We start from the raw sequence: 18,852 nt of genomic DNA, 5'->3' as shown, positions 1-18,852 counted from the left end.
TTCGCCTCGGCATCGATGGAGCGACCGGTCCCGGCGATCACCTACGGAGGCTTTCGAGGGCGTCACGGAGTTGCGAACGCGAAGTCACCGCCAGCTTCGGGAAGATCCTGCGCAGATGCGCCCCGACGGTGCGATGCGAGAGGAAGAGCTGCTCCCCGATCTGACGATTGGTGAGTCCGGCCGCGGCCATCTGAGCGACCTGCAGCTCCTGCGACGTCAAGCGGCCGCGCTGGCTCGGTCCAGGGCGGTGGCTCGCCTCGCCCGAGGCTCGCAACTCACGGCTTGCCCGGTTGCACCATGACCCGGCGCCTAGGGCGTCGAATCCATCACGGGCCGCGCGCAGCGGCATTCGTGATTCGACGATCCGGCGTTGCCGGCGCAGCCAGGTGCCGTAACCGAACAGCAGCCGCGCACGGACGAACGGCCAGTGCTGGAGCCCTTCGTTCAAGGCGGCCTGGAAGCCCGCTTCGGCTGCGGCCTCGTCGGCGAGCATCGGCCGGGCATACCTGAGGCTCGCGTGGAGCAAAGGGTTCGGCGTCCGCCGCGCGACGAGTTCCAGCCGATCGAAGACATCGGCTACCTCACGCGTCCGGTGGCATCCGGCTGCGGCCTCGGCCAGGTCGACCACAGCCAGATGGGACAGGGATCCGTGGTGGGACGGATCGGCCACGTCGAAGATCCGCATCAGCTGGTCGACCGCGTCACTGTGCCGCCCCTCGGCGAGCGCCGCCACGCCCCGCACACATTGCACGTGGGCGAGCTGGGGACGCGCCCCCCGAGACGTCGCCCAGCGTTCTACCTCGCTCGCGACCGAGAAGGCGAACGTGGCCTCCCCGTCGTACGCAGCCAGCATCGCCGCGACCAGCCGCGCGGACGTCTCGGCTCCCGGGTACCCGGTCTCGCGCGCGAGGCGAGCGGCTTCATCCGCCGACGAGCGAGCTCTGTCCCAATCGCCGCGCGCGAATGCGCACCAGGCGAGAGACACCAGCGTCTGGGCCAACAGTCCGAGCCGACCGAGGGTGCGCTGGCCGGCGACCGCGTCCGAGAAGTAGCCGGCGGCCTGGTCGAGGGCGCCGACCGTGCTCAGGGCGAGGCCGACCAGGCGCTGTGCCTCAGGGTCGCTCGTCTGGTCGAGAGCGAGGCGGGTCGTGCGGTCGATCACCGCCGCGGCGCGGTCGACCGGTGCGGCCATGGCGACCGTCGCAAGAAGGCGCGGATCGTCGGCGGGCAGCGGCATCCGGTCGACCGCCGCCAGGACGAGGTCCTGCGCCCCGCCCCCCGGCTCGGCCCACCAGGCGACTTGGGCCACGGTGAACAAGCAACGTGAGGCGAGGTCGACGTCGCCGTCCACCCGCATCTGGTCGACGACCGCCACAAAAGGCGCCAGGTTCGTGGTGCTTTGCCAGATCTCCCGCTCGAACAACATGCGAAGCCACGCCAACCTCGCCCGCTGCAGCGGGCCGAGATCGAGCTGCTCGGCCTCGGCCACGACCCGTTCGACGACGTCACGTCGCCCCATCTCGAACGCGGTCTCTGCGGCGAACAGGAGCCGGCGACCGCGTGAGGTGGAACTGTCGCTCAGCGCCGCGGCACGTTCGAATGCCGCGACCGCGACCGCGATCTCCCGGAACTGCCGGGCGCGCTGGGCCGCAGCCTCGAGGTCCGCGGCCACCTGTTCATCTCGTCCGACGACGGCGGCGGCACGGTGCCACAGCCGACGGTCAGGCTCGTCGGCCAGTACCTGGGCCAGTGCCGCGTGCGCAGCTCGGCGACCCGATTCGCTCGCGGACTGCAGAATCGCCGATCGTGCGAGCGGGTGGCGGAACTGGACTCGGCCAGCCCCGACAGTCACCAGGTTCGTCGCGACCGCGGGGCGGAGTTGGCCCTCGGTGACGGGTGCGCCCACGACGACCGAGGCGGCGGCCAGGTGCTCTGCCAGCCCGTCGCCATCGGCCACGGCCACAACCAGGAGCATCGCGCGCGTTGTGGCGGGCAGCCGCAGGGCGCGGTCGGCGAAGGCGCTCTCGAGTCGCGTGGTCAGCGGGAGCCAACTCGGGGGAAGCGGCGCCCCTGCCAGGTCCGCGATCGTCGTCGGGAGCTCCACCAGAGCCAGCGGATTGCCCATAGCTTCGCGAAGCACCAGTTCCCGCTGCTGGGCGGTCAAATCCCCGGCGTCGCGGTCCAGGAGTTCACTCGCTGCTTGATCCGTCAGGCCGGACAGCACCAATTCGGGCAGCGCGGCGCGGGTGAATATCTCGTCGGGATCGTCCCTCGTGGAGATCAACACCACCATCGGCTCGGACTCCAGCCGCCGGGCTACGAAAGCGAGTACGTGGCGGGTCGAGCTGTCGACCCAGTGCGCGTCTTCGACCAAGGCCACCACCGGCGCGCTGGCCGCGTACTCGGTCAGCACGGTGAGGGTGGCGAGCGCGACGAGAAAGAAGTCGTCGGCATCGGGAGGCCGCTCGTCTGCGCCGGCGGTGCCGTCCGTGGCGGTGGCGGTCCCCAACGCGGCACGCAATGCGGCGCGTTGCCTGGCCGGCAGGTCATCGATCATGCCCCGAATCGGCTGTAGGAGCTGGTGCAGGCCGGCGAAGGGAAGGTGCGCCTCGGACTGCACCCCGGAGGCGCGTAGCACGCGCAGGCCCATCGCCGCCGCGCGCCGTCCAGCTTCGGCTGCCAACGCGGACTTGCCGATTCCAGCCTCTCCACGCAACACCAGGCAGCGACCCGTCGCGGGACACCCGGCGAGGATGTCGTCGATGACGCCGAGTTCCCGCTCCCGTCCGAGCAACGGACGGACGGCGGACACAGGTCTCATGCTAGGTCGAGTCTGTGTCGTCATCTCAGGTGCCGGGTCTCGCGGTTGCACCCTGACAGGGCTTCTTGGACGACCGCTACCACGGCGCCCGGCTGGGAGACAGGGACAAGATGCGACGCGTTCACTTCTCGGGTGACCGATCCAGCTCGCTCCGCCATCGCGCGCTGTAGGTCGGGATCGATGAACCGGTCGGACGCGGCGACCAGGTACCACGACGGCAGCGTCGTCCACCCGGCCGAGCTCGCCCGTTCTTCGAGCGCCGCAGCGGCTACCGGCCGCTGAGCCACCGCCAGCGGGCTGGTCACCACGGCGGGCAGGTCAGCGGCCAAGGTGTCGGCGTACTCGCCGGGCCCGAGCCGCAGTTCGCTGACTGAATTCCCCGCCGAGTCAAGGAAATCCTCCGGGCGCAACGAAGCCAGATAGGTGCGCCCCCGCGGCGTGGAAACGACATCGACGACGCTCTGCGCCGGAGCCAGGACAAATCCCGCGACGAACACCACTCCTACAGCGTTCGCGAGGTGGGCCGCGGCCACCGAGGCGACGGCGGCGCCGTACCCGTGGCCCACGAGCAGGACCGGTCCGGGGATCCGCCACGAGACGTCGCGGACATACCTCGCATCCCCCTCGAGTGATCGCAACTGCACCGCGGGAGCTGTCACATCGACGCCGGCCTCACGCAGCAGCCTTATGACAGCCGCCCACACGGAGCCGTCCTCGCACTCACCATGAAGCAGCACCACGGCTGTCGCGCCGTCGCTCACAGTCACCCCTCACCCGCTGACATCGTGACAGCGACGTTAGAAGCCCGCGACCTCGCCCGGCTTCTGCCACATGGCCTAATCGCACCCGTGCGAGCCGGCGCAACGGACCGGTTCCCTGGTGACGATCAATGGCGCCGACCGAAGCGAAAGTTCGTCGCGTATCGGGTCGGCGTCCAGATCGTCTATGCAGGCCGGGCAGGCGCTGGTGGTCGACGCTCCTCACGAGAGCGCCGACGTTCGTGTCGAGCCCTTCGCGGCGGCGTTTGGCGCGAGATGGGGATCAGACGTCTACCTCGGCGCCACCAGGGGGCCGTCCGAGGGATGAGCGCGGAACCCTCTCTGTCAGGCTCGACCCGGCAGCCTGGTCTTAACCACCCCCCGGGGGCTACGTGGCGTCGGCGGTAGAGATGTAGCGGGCGCGCATGGCCGGGCTGGCGGCGGGTCCCGCGGTGAAGACGTAGGCGTCGCTGTCGTCGAGGCGGCGGCCGGTCTTCGCGTCGATGACGACGGGTTCGACTTCTTCTCCACTGTTCGCGTCGACGAGGATCATGCTGCGCTGCTCGGCGGGGAGGCGGGAATTGCCCCACGCCGCCAGCGTCACGATCACCGGGCGCAGCGAGCGGCCGAGGTCGGTAAGGACGTACTCGTGCCGGACCGGGTTGGTCTGGTAGGGCCGGCGTTCCAGCAGACCGTCGGCGACGAGGGTCTTGAGGCGGGCGGTGAGCATGCTGGAGGAGATGCCGAGGCTGTCCTGGAACTGGTCGAAGCGGGTGTAGCCGTCGAAGGCGTCGTGCAGGACCAGCAGCGTCCACCACTCGCCGACGTGCTGCACCGTTGTCGACAGCGGGCACTCTCGGTCCTCGAGCCTGATCCGGCTCGCCATGGCGGACCCCCTCCCCAGTAGCTGCTAAAGTCGAAGCCACTGACTTCTATTTTAGCAGTAACTACGGGGTGTGGGCATCGAGGATGCCCGCGCCCGGAAGGACAGCGTCGTGACCTACATCCCTCCTACCGAGTCCCTGCACGGCCGGCGTGCGCTGGTCACCGGTGGTACCGGGGGCACGGGCGCGGCCATCGCCCGCCGCCTCGCCCATGCCGACGCGACCGTGCTGGTGACCGGCCGCCGCCAGCCGGACGACCTCGATCCGAAGCTGTTCATCCCCGCGGACCTCGCCACCGCCGCCGGGGCGGCGACCGTGGTGGCCGAAGCGCTCGACCGCCTGGGCGGCGTCGACATCCTGGTCCACAATCTCGGCGGTTCCGAGGCACCGTCGGGCGGATTCGCCGCCCTCGGCGAGGACGACTGGGCCACCGAGTTGACCATCAACCTGCTGGCCGCGGTCCGCCTGGACCGCGGCCTGCTACCTGGCATGATCGAGGCCGGAAAGGGGGCCATCGTCCATGTCTCCTCCATCCAGCGCCGGATGCCGCTGTGGAACGGCACCCTTGCCTACGCCGCCGCCAAGGCCGCGCTGACCACCTACAGCAAGGGGCTGGCCAACGAGGTCGCCCCGCGCGGGGTACGCGTCAACACCGTGTCGCCCGGCTTCATTCAGACCGCCGCGGCCGACGCTCTCGTCGACCGGCTTGCTCAGGGCTCCGGCATCAGCCGCAAGGACGCGTTGGCGGGGCTGATGGACTCCCTCGGCGGCATTCCGCTCGGGCGCCCCAACCGGCCCGAGGAGGTCGCCGAACTGGTCGCCTTTCTCGTCTCCGACCGCGCTTCGTCGATCGTCGGCGCCGAGCACGTCATCGACGGCGGCACCACGCCGACCGTGTGATCCGTCCGCCGCTCACAGTCAGGACAGCCATGAGTGACAACGAGCCCCAGCCCATCGCCCCCGACGCCCTACCCGAGGTGATCGTCCGCTACCTGGCCGCGCACCGCACCCACAACACCCCGGCCGCGATCAGCGCGTTCACCACCGACGCCACCGTGATCGACGACGGCACCACCTACCACGGAACAGCGGCGATCGAAACCTGGCTGACCCGCTCGGCCAGCGAGTTCACCTACACCATCGAACTCACCGCCGCGCAGAAAACCGACCAGATCCACTACATCGCCAAGAACCACCTCGAGGGCAACTTCCCCGGAGGCGTCGCCGATCTACGCTACCAGTTCACCCTCCGCGACAACCTCATCGAACACCTCGTCATCGAGCCCTGAACAGCGCTGGCGACAGACGGAAGACTCAACGCAAGGGTCAAACCGTGCGCCATCGACCCCACGGAGAGATCAGCAGACCAGGCAGCACCGCGGCGACCCACCGTCTTACCCAGGCGGATCGCCGGCAGGGACCTGCGGTCAGATGCCACCAGTCGCGGCAGGGGGTGATGCACCTCGACCCCGCACTCGCGGGAGTTGCGATCGTCCGACGTCTTGTATCTCACCGCGCCGCGCTCCCAGCGCGACGGCGGACGCCACGTCGATCAATCCAACCATCGCCAGCTGGTTGGCAGCACGGGAACCGCCCGAGATCCGCAGGTCGATCCCGGGGCGGCCCTCTATGCGAGTCAGATGACCTCAAGATCATCGACCGATGAGGAATACCACAAGGTTTGGATAACGGCACTCCGCCAGTCAACTGAGATTTATCCGCCTCAGATTCATCCGACGCGAGCCGCGTCCAACCGTCCGGCATTGACGACCGCGGGTCGCCAGACAAACAGGTACGCCGCCTTGCGGCATCCGGTCGGGTCCGCAGCCCGGTACGGCGCTCCGCTAGGGCCCGGCGCGGCTTGGGATGAGGAGCGCGATGACGAGGCCGATCAGTGTGATGACCAGCAGCGTCGTGAGGGACAGCGCGAAGGGTCGGCCGCCGGGGTGGGTGGCGGCGACCAGGATCGAACCGGCCGATGCCGTTCCCAGCGATGACCCAAGATTGGAGACACTTCGGGACAGGCCCGAGATATCGCTCTGGTCGCCGTCCGGGAAGCTCGACTGTACGAGGTTGACCGCGGCGGTGAGCATGACGCCTACACCCAGGCCGGTCAGAAGGAGCCCCGGTATGAGGCTGAGGACCCCCGAGGTGGCCCGGACCAGTGCCAGGAGCAGGGCCATGCCTGCCGTGGTGACCACAAAACCCGCTTTGATCAGAGTGCTTTGCGAATGCCGTCTCGCGAGTCTCTCGGCGGCCACAGAGGAGACCAGGATTCCCACGCTGGCGGGGGTGAGCATCAGGCCTGTACGGATCGCGTCGTACTTCCAGACCTGCTGGAGGAACACGCTGACGACGAAGAAGGAGCCCTGCATGGTGAGCCATTGGACGAGCTGTACCCCAAGGCCAAGATTGGCCGTTCGGTTACGGAGGAGACGGCGGCGGAGCAGTGGATCCTTGCCTTTTCGCTCCCACGTGCGCAGGTGCCAGAAGAAACAGGTGAGGATGACCGCGCCGACACCGATGTACAGCCAGACCGGAGACATTCCGCCCTTGGAGATCAGGACCGTGCCCGCGACCGAGAAGTCCTTGCGGGAGACGAACCAGCCATAGGTGTTGGTCTGCAGGATTCCCAGAACCAGGAAGAACAGGCCAGCCGCGGACAGCACTGCGCCGGCCAGGTCGAACGGCGGCCGAGGTCCCTCTCGCGGCTGGTCAGTGAGATTGCGCGCCAGGAAGATGATCAATGCCACCGCCAGGGCCTGGATCAGAAACAGCGCGCGCCATCCGAGCAGGCCTGTGATCAGTCCGCCGATCAATGGTCCGACGGCGGCGCCCAGGGCGCCCGCGCCACTGACCACGCCGAAGTACTTTGCTCGCGTCCTGACCTCGGTGAAGGTCACGGTGACCAGGATGTACACCGGCGGAATCATCAGCGCGGAGCCGGCGCCCTCCAGGATCGAGTTTCCAAAGATCATCAGCCCCAGGCCCGGCGAAAGCGATGCCAGCAGCGCGCCGACACCGTAGACAGCCAGACCGGCGATGAAGCATGTCCGCCGGCCCCAGCGGTCCGACAGCTTGCTGCCGGGGATCATCAGTGCGGCCATGGTGAGCGTGAACAACGTGATCGTTGTCTGCACACCGATCACGGTGGTGTCCAGGTCTTTCGAGATGGCGGTGATGGCCACGTTCAAGCTCGATGCCGCATAGCTGCAGATGAACTGCGCGAGCGCCAGCGGGAGGACGACCGCGCGGGCGTCGATCTCTGACGGACTGCCAGAAGACGGTTTCAGCGTGGTCCTCCTCGGGCGTCCGGCCGGTCGGCTTCGTGAGCTGTCACCCGCCGCCCGCGCGGGACGTCGGCGGAGCCATCACCGGCAAGGGCGAACAGCCAGGTAGGCCCATCCGCGGACCGACGGCCTGGCCCGTGGCGGCCAGGCCAGCGGTCGCCAGGCCAGCGGTCGCCAGGCCAGTGGCGGCCAGGCCAGTGGCGGCCAGGCCAGATCAGCGTCTGGGAATCATTGCCTCGTGTCCGGGATGCCGGTCGGGTCCGGACACGCCAGCCGCTCGTTCGCCGGGTTGACGGCCGTCCGGCTACCCGGGCGCCTTCTCCGCCGCGTCGAGCTCGTCGTCCAGGGCCATGGCCGCGGTGACGAGCGCGAGGTGGGTGAACGCCTGCGGGAAGTTGCCGAGCTGCTCACCGGAAGGTCCGATCTCCTCGGCGAACAGGCCGACGTGGTTGGCGTAGGTCAGCATCTTGTCGAAGGCGTACCGCGCCTGGATCAGGCGGCCGGCGCGGGCCAGCGCCTCGACGTAGAAGAAGCTGCAGAGGTTGAAGGTTCCCTCGGAACCGCGCAGCCCGTCCGGAGAGGCCTCGGGATCGTAGCGGTACACGAGGCTGTCGCTGACCAGTTCCTGGCCCATCGCATCGAGGGTGCTCAGCCACGCGGGGTCCCGTGGGGACAGGAATCCCACGCGGGGCATGAGCAGGAGCGATGCGTCCAGAACGTCGGTGTTGTAGTGCTGGACGAATGCCTCCCGCTTCGGGCTCCAGCCGCGGTCGACGATCTGGTTGAAGATCGCATCGCGGACCTGTGTCCAGCGAGGGACGTCCGCGGGGCGCGAGTACTGGGTCGCCAGGCGAATGCCACGGTCGAAGGCGACCCAGGCCATCAGCCGGCTGTAGGTGAAGTCCTGCTGACCTCCGCGGGTCTCCCAGATGCCCTCGTCGGGCCGGTCCCAGTGGTCGGTGAGCCAGTCGAGCATGGCGGCGAAGGCCTGCCAGCCGCGGAAGCCTCCGATGTCGCCGCTGAGAGCAAGCGCGTCGGCGGCCTCTCCGTAGATGTCGAGCTGGATCTGGTCGGCGGCGGCATTGCCGACCCGAACCGGTGCCGATCCCCGGTAGCCCTCGAAGTGATCGAGGGTCTCCTCACCCAGCTGAGGGTCGCCATCGATCCGGTACATGATTTGCAGCGGCTCACCAGAGGCGGTGCCGCCATCGGTGACCCGGTCACGCAGCCATCGACGAAAGGCCTGGGCCTCCTGGGTGAACCCAAGGTCGATCAGTGATCTGACCGAGAGGGACGCGTCCCGGATCCAGGTGTATCGGTAGTCCCAGTTGCGTTCACCGCCGATCTGCTCTGGCAGCCCGGCGGTGGCCGCGGCGATTGGCGCCCCCGTGGGGGCGTAGGTGAGCAGCTTGAGGGTGATCGCCGAACGGTTGACCGCGTTCTTCCAGCGGCCCCGGTAGGTGCAGGAGCGCAGCCATGTGATCCAGAACCCGCGGCAGGACTCCAAGTCGTCCCGGATGTCGTCCAGTGACAGCGGGCGTGGCGCGGTGCTGTCCGGTGCATCGCTGGTCAGGACGATGGCGGCGACGTCTCCGGCCGAGAGAGTGAAATGGGCCGAGATATCGTTGGAGTCGGCTTGGAACGTGACAGGTCCGGTGGCCTGAAGACGCAGATCTGCGTTGGGCCCTCGGAAGACCGCGGATCCGCGGTCGATCTGTGTGAGGGTGTGCGGCGCGCGTCCGTAGTCGAACCGGGGCCGGCATGTGAACGTGAAGGGGAGGCTCCCCCGTACCACCCGCGCGACTCTCAGCAGGCGATGCCGGTGCGTGGGCACGGTGGTGTCCAGCGGTTCCATGAAGTCGGCGACCTCTCCGACGCCGCTGGGAGCCATGAATCGAGTGACCAGCACGGCGGTGTCCGACAGGTACAACTGGCGGATTGTGAGCTCGCTCTCGCCCGGAAGGTCAGCGGCGAGCCGGCAGTAGCCACCGCGCTCCCTGTCGAGAAGGGAGGCGAAAATGCTGGGCGAATCGAACCGCGGCGTACACCACCAGTCGATCGATCCTTCGGAGGACACCAGCGCCGCGGTCTGAAGATCTCCGATCATGCCGTGGTCGGCGATCGGTGGGTAGCTGGTCACGGTCGCTTCTCCTTCAGTCGGGCCCACGCAACGGGACTGCTCAGACGCAGGTGTCAGCACGTGAGCCACGTCGTCGGAAGGCCCGGCCGGATGCGAGCCCGTTCGTGGGGCGCACGAGAGTCGCGCCCGACGGACGACGCGCGCGCCCCGCCCGATCGGCCGATGCACTCCTACGTTCTGAGCGTGCGCTCGAAAGCGGCGCGGCGCACTCCGACCGCCGGGCCATGGCGCGGGCGTATTGGCTCCATGTGTACATAGGCGCACCATTCATGCACGGATCCGAGTCGCAAAACCCACCGCAACATCATGTTCGCGCCACCCGGCCACCCGGACGTCGACGCACCAGTCGACGCACCAGTGCCGCCCGCGCGATCCGCGAGTGGCGTTCTCCAGCGTCGCCGTTCCGGCGTGGCCTCCAGTCTGGCATGTCCGGAATCCTCAGTTCGCGGCCGGTCAGGGGAATCGTTGGCATGTCACCGTCCGCGACTGATCGAGTCGACCGTTTCCTTATGCGGCGTGATTGTAGAGGTACTACCGGCTGCGGGTTGGAGGACGGCGTGTCGGCTACCCACTACCTTGCGTATGACTATCCGGTTCTAGGCGCCTTCTGGACCCTTTTCTGGATCTTCCTGTGGGTTATCCTTCTGGTTCTCGTATTTCGCGTCGTCGTCGACATCTTCCGGGACAGAGAAATGAGCGGATGGGCGAAGGCAGGGTGGCTCCTCTTCGTCCTGATCCTGCCATTTATCGGTATCTTCGCCTATCTCATCGCGAGAGGGAAGAACATGGCCGAGCGGGACGCGCGGCGGTCGCAGGAACAGCGCGGGATGGTCAACGCCTACATCCGTGAGGCGGCTGGCGGAACCAATAGGGATGTCGACGACCTGACCAGGCTCTCCGGGCTCAGGGCCAGCGGCGACATCACCGCAGCGGAGTTCCAACGTGCCAAGGAGAAGATCCTGCGGTGAGCGCAGGCGTCGCAGGACCGGTCCCGGGTGTTGCCGCCTCGCTGGGCGAGCGCGGGACCGGGCGGTCGGCCCGGGCGCCGCCGGGGGTCGCGTGACCACCGCCGCGGGATGACGATGGCGCGCGGCGCCGGCAGGGTGGCCCCGAGGCCGGCGGCGAACATGGTGGCGGCGATGGAGATCACCGTGACGGCTTTGAACAGCGGATGCAGGGTGTCCACGAGGTTTCCCGCCTGGGTGGCGCGGCGTGTCGGGGCGGTGGTGCGCGGTCAGTCCTTCAGATCGCCCAGCCAGCGCAGTGCGTTCAGGCCTGGCAGGAAGCAGTACTCGCCGCCGCGCGTGACGACGAACCGTGGCAGCGGAGACAGACGCCGGCGCAGTGGCCGTCGGGGGATGGTGAAGCCGGTGGTGCCGTCGTGGACTCCGATGATGGGGTCGCGAGCGTCGTTCGCGCCGAAGAAGACGCCGTCGTTCATCCATTCGGACTGGACGAACTCGAACTGGCGCCCGAGGTGGGCGCCGACGAACGTGAACATCAGGCCGCGGTCGGCCCCGTCGTCGTCCAGGATTCCGGGAGGCAGCGGCGGGCCGTAGACGCCGCCGCGCCTGATCATGCGGTGCAGCCGCGGCTCGCCGGCGACCGAGGCGTCGCGGGGGTTGGCCCGCCGGATGTGGCAGCCGCCGGGGGTGGTGAATCCTGCCGGGTCGTCGCGCTCGTAGAGGAAGGTGTTGCGGCGGTCTGGGTCGGCCCCGAGAGCGGGGTCGTCGTGGTGTGGGCTGAGCGCGAGCGGTGCGCCGCTGCGCCATCGACCCATGATCTTGGCGGCCAGCAGCTCCTCGTCCTCGGGGCTGGTGGCGTTGTCCCGCAGGTAGCGCCGGAACGCGCCGACCCGCTGGTGAAGTTTGCGGATGGCCACGTAACTGCCGTTGCGTCCGAGCACAGCCGGTTGCGGGGACTGGACGCCGCCGAGCTCGTCGGGGTAGCCGAGTACGAACTCGCCGGCCTTCAGCGGTGCCTGCAGCGGGTTTGATCCGGCGATGGGGCTGCCCTCGATCGCTGGCTGGCTGATGCCGTCGCGATAGCCGAAATGCTCTGTTTCGGTGGGCAGGGTGTAGCAGTCCTGTCGCCAGATCGCGGTCACGCCGGACAGGTGGTCGTAGGCGGGCCGGGCCCAGTCAATGGCCGCCCGCAGCTGTGTGGCGTCCGGCGCGACCGCCAGGAGCACCACATGGACGGCGGAGGTGCCCAGCGGCGCCTCCCAGCTCTCGGGGCCGCTCTCGCCGACATCACCGAGCGCTCTGGCCCTGGCGGCCATGCCCTGGCGGAACTCCCAGGCGAACGTGGCCAGGGCGGAGTCCGGAACGCCCAGCGCCCGCAGCCCGTGGCAGGTCAGCGCGACGCTCACCCAGGTGTTCCCCAGAGGGCTGACCGGGTCGGCGGCGGAGGTCACCACCGCGCCCACGCGGCGCATCAGCTCCCGGCCGTGCACCGGGTCATCGACCCGGAACAGGAGGTAGGTCGCCGCATAGGGGGTCGGCCGAGGGCTCAGGACCCCACGCTGGATGTCGTCGAGTTGCAATGAGGCACGCGTCCGCCCGCTCACGTTCCCGCTTCCTTCCGGCCTAGGTCTTCCGCCACTAGGTCGAGACGAGGTTGCGCCAGAAGTTCCGCGGGCTCTCGTCACCGCCGAACAACGAGCTGAAGATCGTGGAGTCCGCCAGGAGCACGTCGCCGGCCCGGTCGCCGGCCGGGGGCATCCACAGGAACATGTCGAACTCGGTGGCGCCGGCCTCGGTGAACGGATGCGGCCGTGTCGTGTCGACGGGCTGCCTGGCCAGGACGTGGACGACGCCCGGCTCGTCGGTCGTCACCGCGTAGTGCGGCAGATGCTGGTGGGAGGTGAAGTGGCTCACGCCGTCCAGCCATCCTCTGGGGTCCAGGTCCCTCGCCACGGACAGCGGGGCGAGCTGGTCGCCGTCGCGGACGGCGGGACGCAGCCCGTAGCGGTTCTCGACGGGCACCCCCAGCCCCCGCATCAGGCCGCGGACGTATCCGGCGAACCGCTGCTGGCGGGGAACCAGGAGATCCCCGTGATGGTGGTACTCGATGTCCCGCACGGCCAGGTCGTCCGAGGCCCCGACGTCGTGGTGCGGTCCAAGGACCAGGCAGGCGTCCTCTCGGCTCAGGAAATGCCGCAGCGCCTCGATCTCGGCCTGCCCGGCCTCCTGCCCGGTGATCGTGTGATCCAGCCCGAACACGAACAAGGTGTCGGTGTCCGCCAGAACCCGCTCGTCCAGCACGGTCCGAAACCCCGCCTGATCGACCCGCTGATACACCGGCACCGCGTGCCCCGTGGCCTCCTGGACGCATGTCTGGAATGGCACCCAGGACCGGAAGAACAATTCCAAAGCCCCTGCGATGCCCTGCTGGAACTGGAACGGGTCGGACCATCGAGGTTTCTCGTAGGCGGGCCAGGAAACCCGTCGGACCTCGGTCATCGTGGAGAACCGGTTGTCAAGCCCGGCCGGATCCCGGCCGGCCTCGGCCGGATAGCTCCACGACACGTAGATGCTCACCCGCCGCCGGCCCGGGGTGTATGGGCGGGGGGCGTGGTTCTGGTTGTAGGTGCGGGCCGTACGCGGCTCGGTCATCACGTTCCCCGATCCACGGCGGAAGGCACGGTCGGCCCGGACGGTGCCATTCTCACGGCGCTTTTCCCTTTTCACGACTGGCGATGGGGGCGGGCCTGGAGCCCGACGCCACGACGGAAACGCTCACTGCATCTGGTCGAGCATCTCCGACAGGGCGTTCTTGATTCGCAGGGCCTTCTTGATCTCATCGGACGTCACGTACGGATACTCGCCGTACTCGATGAAGCTCGGGCAGTGGTGCGCGCGCACGAAACGGACGAACGCCTCGGGGTTGGTCCGCCAGTCCTCGGGGAACCCTTCAAGGTTCTCGAAGGCCGTACTCACCCCCGCCCTGCTGAAAAGCGCGGCCGCGTCCTCGGTGTACTTGTCGAAGTCCGTGTCGAAGATCCCCTGGTACATGAAACGCGTATCGTCATCGAAGAGCACCCAGCGCAGGTAGTGCAGCTTCAGCGGCGCGAGAAGACCGGGATCCTGCTCCAGCGCGCCGGCAAGGGTGCGGCCGTGCGCACGTATCGCCTCGGCCCGGCCAGGCTTCACCTTGGCGATGACGGTGAACCCGTAGCACGCCGGTGTCCTCGGGTAGATAGGGCCGTATTTCCCCTGCTCGAGCTGGTCGATCTCCTTGGGGATGGCCACCGCCTCCGGCCTGATCTCCATCTAGGCTCCTCCACCGCCACGCACAGAAGACCATCACAGCCTCGCACTCGAAGCGGTGGTCCGCCTGGCGAGCGGCGGCGGCTCAACCTCGGGAAAATGGCGAAACCCGGACAGGGTATATGGTTCCTAGCTGCCGCGCCAGCAGATCCGGTAGTCGCCGACTGTCAGGTTCGCCCTAGTTGCACCGTCAACGCAAGTCGGGCGAGTTCCCGACCGCTGATCGAATCGACCGGCCCCTCCTTGAGTGGGACTGTAGATGTCTGACCGCGATGGGCGGGAGCGAAAATAGTGACTCACCAGTATATGGCCTACGACCACCCAGTTCTCGGTGCCTTCAGGACCCTGCTCCGCGTCTTCCTGCGAGTTATCAGGCTGGCGCCCCTATCGCGTATCATCGCCGACATTTTTCGTGATCGAGAACTGGGTGGGTGGGTGAAGGCTGTATGGATTTTATTGGTGCTCGCCCTCCCGTTCCCGGGCATCTTCGCCTACCTGATCGCTCGGCGCCAGCACGTGGCCGGGCGGGACATCGGGCGTGCGCCAGCAAAACGATCAGGTCCACGTTCATATCCGGATGAAAGCCGCCGGCATCAGGACCCGCTTCTAGCGCCTCGTCAAGGTCTCCGGGCTCGAGGCCAGCGGCGATACTCACGCAGCACAGCTCCGGCGCGTCAATGAGAAAGTACTACGCTGAACCCCGGCGCCGGCTGGTGCCACGTCGAGGGAGACGAAAGTGACCGGCGCCCTGCCGCTGGCCGTTGCCGCTGGCATCTATCCGCTAGGCCTGGCGATCGTGGTGCGTTACCTGGGCGATCCCCCTTCGTTGCGGCGCGCATTTGCCTACCTCGGCGGGGCGGCAACAGTAACCGTCGGCGCCGGAGCCGCCATCTTGGTGGCCTTGCGCTCCGCCGAGCTGTCTGGAAGGCAGGAGCGGACCTTGAGCGCCGGCACGCAGACGTTTCTTGGGGCGGTGCTGCTGCTGGTGGCGCTCTGGATCGCTCGACACCGCGCGACCACGATCCGACGGCCGTCCAGACGCAGCGCGACAACCTCGCGAGAAGCGGACGGCTCGGATGCGGCGCGCGACCTGGCGCCGAAAGAGACTTCCGCCAGCCAGGGGCCCACAGGAACCCGAACTATCTTCTTCCTCGGGGTGGCCACATATCTGCCTTCCGCGCTCTATGTCGCCGCCCTGAAATATCTTGCCGATGCCGACATCGGCTCGGGTGTCACCATTCTTTCCCTGTTCGTCTGCGCTTCGCTCGTGCTACTCATGGTAGAGTTGCCGATCATCCTCAGACTGCTCGCGCCGCGACAGACCGGGCGGATTCTTGCCGCTTACAACGCGCGGATGAGCCGACACGGATGGGATATTGTCTTTCTGATTGCCGCGGCGAGCGGGCTGTACTTCCTCGTTAGCGGCATCGTGACACTCCTCGCATCCGACTAATAGTATGACTAATAGTGTTTAGTCGGGCTCCGTGCCAGCCGCCGCGGCCAGCACCGGACGATCAATCACCCGAGCCCCGCGACCTGCGCATCTGGCGGAGCTCGGACATGCCGGGGCCGCTGGCGAGCTCGTCGGCGCCGGCGCGTCCCCACACGCGCGAGCGCGGAAGGGTCGGAAACACCGTGCGGATGTCGTCAAACGGTGCCCCAACAGGATCGCTGGCGCGCCCGATCGTGATTCTGCTGGGACTGGCGTCTCTGGCCGTCGCCACAGCCGGAATGCGGGCCTTCCGGAGCGCACTAGGCCCGGCGTTTCTGGCGTTGGTCCTCGTCGTCATGGTGCACCCGCTGCAGGCACGTCTGCGCCGGCGCGGAGTGCCCGGGTGGGTCGGCATTGTCGTGATGATGACGACGATATATGCGATCCTGGTCGGCCTGGCCGCCGCCCTCGTCGCGTCGGCCGCCCGGCTGATCACGCTGCTGCCGGACTACGGCACGCAGTTCGACAACCTGCTGAACCAGGCCGTCCGGTGGCTGGAGGACCTCGGCGTCCAGCCGAAACAAGCCAGCGCCGCGGTCGGCCGGCTCGACCTGTCCAAACTTGCCGGCGTGCTGCAGAACATCCTTTCCGGGCTGACCTCGGTGGGGTCCAACCTGGTGCTCATCGTCACGCTGGTCTTTTTCCTGGCCATCGACTGCGAGCTGTTTGCGCGCCGACTCGACGTGGTCGCCGAGTCACGGCCGCTGCTGGTGGGTGCATTGCGAGAGTTCGCCCGCAACACACGCCGCTATCTGGCCGTTTCCTCGCTTTTCGGACTGATCGTCGCCGCGCTCGACGCCCTGGCGCTGCAATGGCTGGCAATCCCACTGCCGCTGTTGTGGGGGCTGCTGTCGTTCATCACCAACTACATCCCCAACATCGGGTTCGTGGTGGGTCTGATCCCACCCGCCCTGCTCGGCCTGCTCGAGGGCGGCGTGGGCCGCATGCTCTGGGTCGTGGCGGTCTACTCATCGATCAACATGGTCGTGCAGTCGTTCATCCAGCCGAAGATCGTCGGCAACGTGGTTAGGCTGTCCGCGACGCTGACCTTCTTGTCGTTGGTGTTCTGGGCGTTCGTTCTCGGCCCGCTCGGGGCGCTCTTGGCGGTTCCGATGACTCTGCTCGCCAAGGCTCTGCTCATCGACGCCGATCCCGCGGCCCAGTGGCTGCGTCCGCTTCTGGGTGATACAACTGCCGAGGCAGCGGTAGCGGATGCCTCGAGACCCACCCATCGAAGAACCTAAGAGCCGGGCTGGCTGCCCGGCCGGAAGTAGTGGGCATAGATGGTGTTGCCGCAGGGAACCTGTCGATCGAGGTGCAGTACACGGCGCACTTGTATACATTGTTCAGGGATGAGGCCCACGAGAGGCCGAATATGACCACTTTTGTCACGCATCCTCCCGCGCATGGCTCCCGGCAGCGGCCAGCCGAAGGAACGCACGACAGTGCTGCGCCGCGACCGGCGGAGCGCGCGGCCCAGGGAAAGGCCGCACGAGTCTGGGCCGCGCGCGGGACCCATGCGGAGTACGAACCGGCGCCGGACCGGGCCGACCCGATCGACGTGATTGACCGGCAGTCGCACAGCCGCCTGCCCGAACTCGTCCCTCTCCGCTACCAGCGGATGATGGAATCGCCGTTCAGATTTTATCGGGGTGCCGCCGCGATCATGGCGGCGGATCTCGCCGGGACGCCGACGTCGGGGATCGCGGTCCAGCTCTGCGGCGACGCGCACATGCTGAACTTCCGGCTGCTGGCGTCCCCCGAACGACGCCTTGTGTTCGACATCAACGACTTCGACGAGACCCTTCCTGGCCCGTGGGAGTGGGACGTGAAGCGGTTCGCCGCCAGTCTGGTCATCGCCGGCCGTGCCAACGGCTTCGACTCGTCCGCGCGACGTGAAATTGTCACCGCGGCGGTCGGGGCCTACCGCATGTGGATGCACCGGTTCGCGGCGATGACCAACCTCGACGTCTGGTATGCGCACGTCGATGTCGACGATCTGGTCACGCGGTTCGCGGATGTGCTGGGCCGGCGGGGTTCCAGGCGCCTGTCGCGGGCGACATCGCGGGCCCGGTCTCGCGACCAGCTACGGGCGTTCACCAAGCTGACCGAGGTTGTGGGCGGCGAACGGCGTTTCGCGTCTGACCCTCCGCTGCTCGTCCCGATCGGCGAGCTAGACGCCGGGAGCGAACGAGAGCTGCTGATGGGATGGCTTGGCTCCATCGTGGACCGGTACTCCGCCACCCTGTCGGCTGATCGGCGCTCGCTGCTCGCTCAGTACCGTCTCGTCGACTTCGCTCGCAAGGTCGTCGGCGTCGGCAGCGTGGGCACCCGCTGTTGGGTCGCGCTGCTGCTCGGCCGCGACGATGGCGACCCGCTCCTGCTACAGATCAAGGAGGCGGGAACATCAGTCCTGGCCGATCACCTGGCCGGGAGCGAGTACGGCAACCAGGGCGAACGGGTGGTCGTCGGGCAGCGCCTCATCCAGGCCGCCAGCGACATCTTTCTCGGCTGGCAGCGGGTGGAGGGCCTCGACGGGCGGCGGCGCGACTTCTACGTCCGGCAGCTGCAGGACTGGAAGGGCGTCGTGGAGACGGAGACCATGGGTCCCGACGGCATGACGCTGTTCGGGCGCTTGTGTGCGGCCACCCTCGCGCGGGCCCACGCACGGTCGGGCGACCGTATCGCGATCGCGGCCTACCTGGGCACCAGCGCGGCATTCGACCGGGCGGTCGCTCGCTTCGCGGAGGCATACGCCGACCAGAACGAGGCCGACCACGCCGCGCTGGTCGAGGCGGTCCGAACCGGACGAGTCAGCGCCACCGCGCCCTGACGCCCCGCAGCCCGCTCCTTTGCCCGTCGTGCGATCGCCTACCAGCGCGACCCGGGCGCCCAGTTCGTCCCGATCCAGAGGTCGCTGGCCGGCAAGGTCAACGACGCTCTCAACGAATACATCCAACACGTCGGCAGCGGGCTGTTCGCCTGCCCGCCGGGCGTCCAGCCCGGCCAGTACTGGGGCCAACGCCTCTTCGAATAGGGCGAGACCGGTGTCGCGGGACCACGTCTCGGTGCCAGCGCCCCGCGGTGCGCGGTGACGAGGAACGTCGACCAGCGCGAGCAGGGCAGCCGGGCCAGGGCGGCCGGCGGCAGCTGGCCGGACAGGCTTCACCGCCGGGCGATCGGACGGGCCGAGACC

The 18,852-nt window shown here is 68.1% G+C and carries 16 protein-coding genes; 8 read left to right on the top strand and 8 right to left on the bottom strand.

Features of this window, described 5'->3' with window-relative positions; genetic code table 11:
* Positions 1-37: 37 nt before the first annotated feature.
* The 3 genes from QOZ89_RS08110 to QOZ89_RS08100 form a co-directional block, all read right to left on the bottom strand.
* Positions 38-2,812 (bottom strand): ATP-binding protein, encoded by a 2,775-nt coding sequence (locus QOZ89_RS08110; protein WP_312623426.1) that lies wholly within the window; start codon positions 2,810-2,812, stop codon positions 38-40.
* A 29-nt stretch (positions 2,813-2,841) separates the two neighbouring features.
* Entirely contained in the window at positions 2,842-3,582 is a 741-nt protein-coding gene (locus tag QOZ89_RS08105; RefSeq protein ID WP_071051226.1) for an alpha/beta fold hydrolase, read from the bottom strand.
* Positions 3,583-3,967: 385 nt separating this feature from the next.
* Positions 3,968-4,465: a winged helix-turn-helix transcriptional regulator gene (locus tag QOZ89_RS08100; RefSeq protein WP_312623425.1), complete on the bottom strand. Its 498-nt coding sequence runs from the start codon at positions 4,463-4,465 to the stop codon at positions 3,968-3,970.
* 109 nt (positions 4,466-4,574) lie between these two features.
* On the opposite strand from QOZ89_RS08100, the gene QOZ89_RS08095 reads away from it, so the two are divergent.
* Positions 4,575-5,363, top strand: a complete 789-nt coding sequence (locus QOZ89_RS08095) for an SDR family oxidoreductase (RefSeq protein WP_312623424.1) — start codon at positions 4,575-4,577, stop codon at positions 5,361-5,363.
* Between the two features lie 29 nt (positions 5,364-5,392).
* Entirely contained in the window at positions 5,393-5,752 is a 360-nt protein-coding gene (locus QOZ89_RS08090; protein WP_071051191.1) for a nuclear transport factor 2-like protein, read from the top strand.
* Positions 5,753-6,307: 555 nt separating this feature from the next.
* Here QOZ89_RS08090 and QOZ89_RS08085 read toward each other — a convergent pair.
* Both QOZ89_RS08085 and QOZ89_RS08080 read right to left on the bottom strand, forming a co-directional pair.
* Complete coding sequence (locus QOZ89_RS08085; protein ID WP_071051190.1) at positions 6,308-7,726, bottom strand: MFS transporter; 1,419 nt, start codon at positions 7,724-7,726, stop codon at positions 6,308-6,310.
* Positions 7,727-8,057: 331 nt separating this feature from the next.
* Positions 8,058-9,893 (bottom strand): glycoside hydrolase family 15 protein, encoded by a 1,836-nt coding sequence (locus QOZ89_RS08080; RefSeq protein WP_312623423.1) that lies wholly within the window; start codon positions 9,891-9,893, stop codon positions 8,058-8,060.
* A 557-nt stretch (positions 9,894-10,450) separates the two neighbouring features.
* On the opposite strand from QOZ89_RS08080, the gene QOZ89_RS08075 reads away from it, so the two are divergent.
* Positions 10,451-10,861, top strand: a complete 411-nt coding sequence (locus QOZ89_RS08075) for an SHOCT domain-containing protein (protein WP_312623422.1) — start codon at positions 10,451-10,453, stop codon at positions 10,859-10,861.
* Between the two features lie 266 nt (positions 10,862-11,127).
* On the opposite strand, the gene QOZ89_RS08070 is transcribed toward QOZ89_RS08075, so the two are convergent.
* The 3 genes from QOZ89_RS08070 to QOZ89_RS08060 form a co-directional block, all read right to left on the bottom strand.
* Entirely contained in the window at positions 11,128-12,462 is a 1,335-nt protein-coding gene (locus tag QOZ89_RS08070) for a Dyp-type peroxidase (RefSeq protein ID WP_071051187.1), read from the bottom strand.
* 34 nt (positions 12,463-12,496) lie between these two features.
* Complete coding sequence (locus QOZ89_RS08065; RefSeq protein ID WP_312623421.1) at positions 12,497-13,510, bottom strand: hypothetical protein; 1,014 nt, start codon at positions 13,508-13,510, stop codon at positions 12,497-12,499.
* A gap of 123 nt (positions 13,511-13,633) precedes the next feature.
* On the bottom strand, positions 13,634-14,167 hold the full coding sequence (locus QOZ89_RS08060; protein ID WP_071051185.1) for a hypothetical protein: 534 nt from the start codon (positions 14,165-14,167) through the stop codon (positions 13,634-13,636).
* Positions 14,168-14,470: 303 nt separating this feature from the next.
* Between QOZ89_RS08060 and QOZ89_RS08055 the strand changes: the two genes are divergently transcribed.
* The 5 genes from QOZ89_RS08055 to QOZ89_RS08035 all read left to right on the top strand — a co-directional run bounded on the left by QOZ89_RS08055 (position 14,471) and on the right by QOZ89_RS08035 (position 18,693).
* Complete coding sequence (locus QOZ89_RS08055; protein WP_312623420.1) at positions 14,471-14,845, top strand: PLD nuclease N-terminal domain-containing protein; 375 nt, start codon at positions 14,471-14,473, stop codon at positions 14,843-14,845.
* Between the two features lie 55 nt (positions 14,846-14,900).
* The gene (locus QOZ89_RS08050; protein ID WP_312623419.1) at positions 14,901-15,617 is read left to right on the top strand and encodes a GAP family protein; all 717 of its coding nucleotides are present in this window, start codon (positions 14,901-14,903) and stop codon (positions 15,615-15,617) included.
* A gap of 107 nt (positions 15,618-15,724) precedes the next feature.
* The gene (locus QOZ89_RS08045; protein ID WP_241842011.1) at positions 15,725-16,900 is read left to right on the top strand and encodes an AI-2E family transporter; all 1,176 of its coding nucleotides are present in this window, start codon (positions 15,725-15,727) and stop codon (positions 16,898-16,900) included.
* A gap of 131 nt (positions 16,901-17,031) precedes the next feature.
* Positions 17,032-18,489 carry a DUF2252 domain-containing protein gene (locus QOZ89_RS08040; RefSeq protein ID WP_071051183.1) on the top strand — a complete coding sequence of 486 codons (1,458 nt, stop codon included), beginning with the start codon at positions 17,032-17,034 and terminating at the stop codon, positions 18,487-18,489.
* A 33-nt stretch (positions 18,490-18,522) separates the two neighbouring features.
* Complete coding sequence (locus QOZ89_RS08035) at positions 18,523-18,693, top strand: hypothetical protein (RefSeq protein WP_491677175.1); 171 nt, start codon at positions 18,523-18,525, stop codon at positions 18,691-18,693.
* Positions 18,694-18,852: the final 159 nt, after the last annotated feature.

The organism is Pseudofrankia coriaricola (assembly GCF_032027725.1).
Lineage (GTDB): Bacteria > Actinomycetota > Actinomycetes > Frankiales > Frankiaceae > Pseudofrankia.
This window is presented reverse-complemented; position numbering and strand designations above follow the sequence as displayed.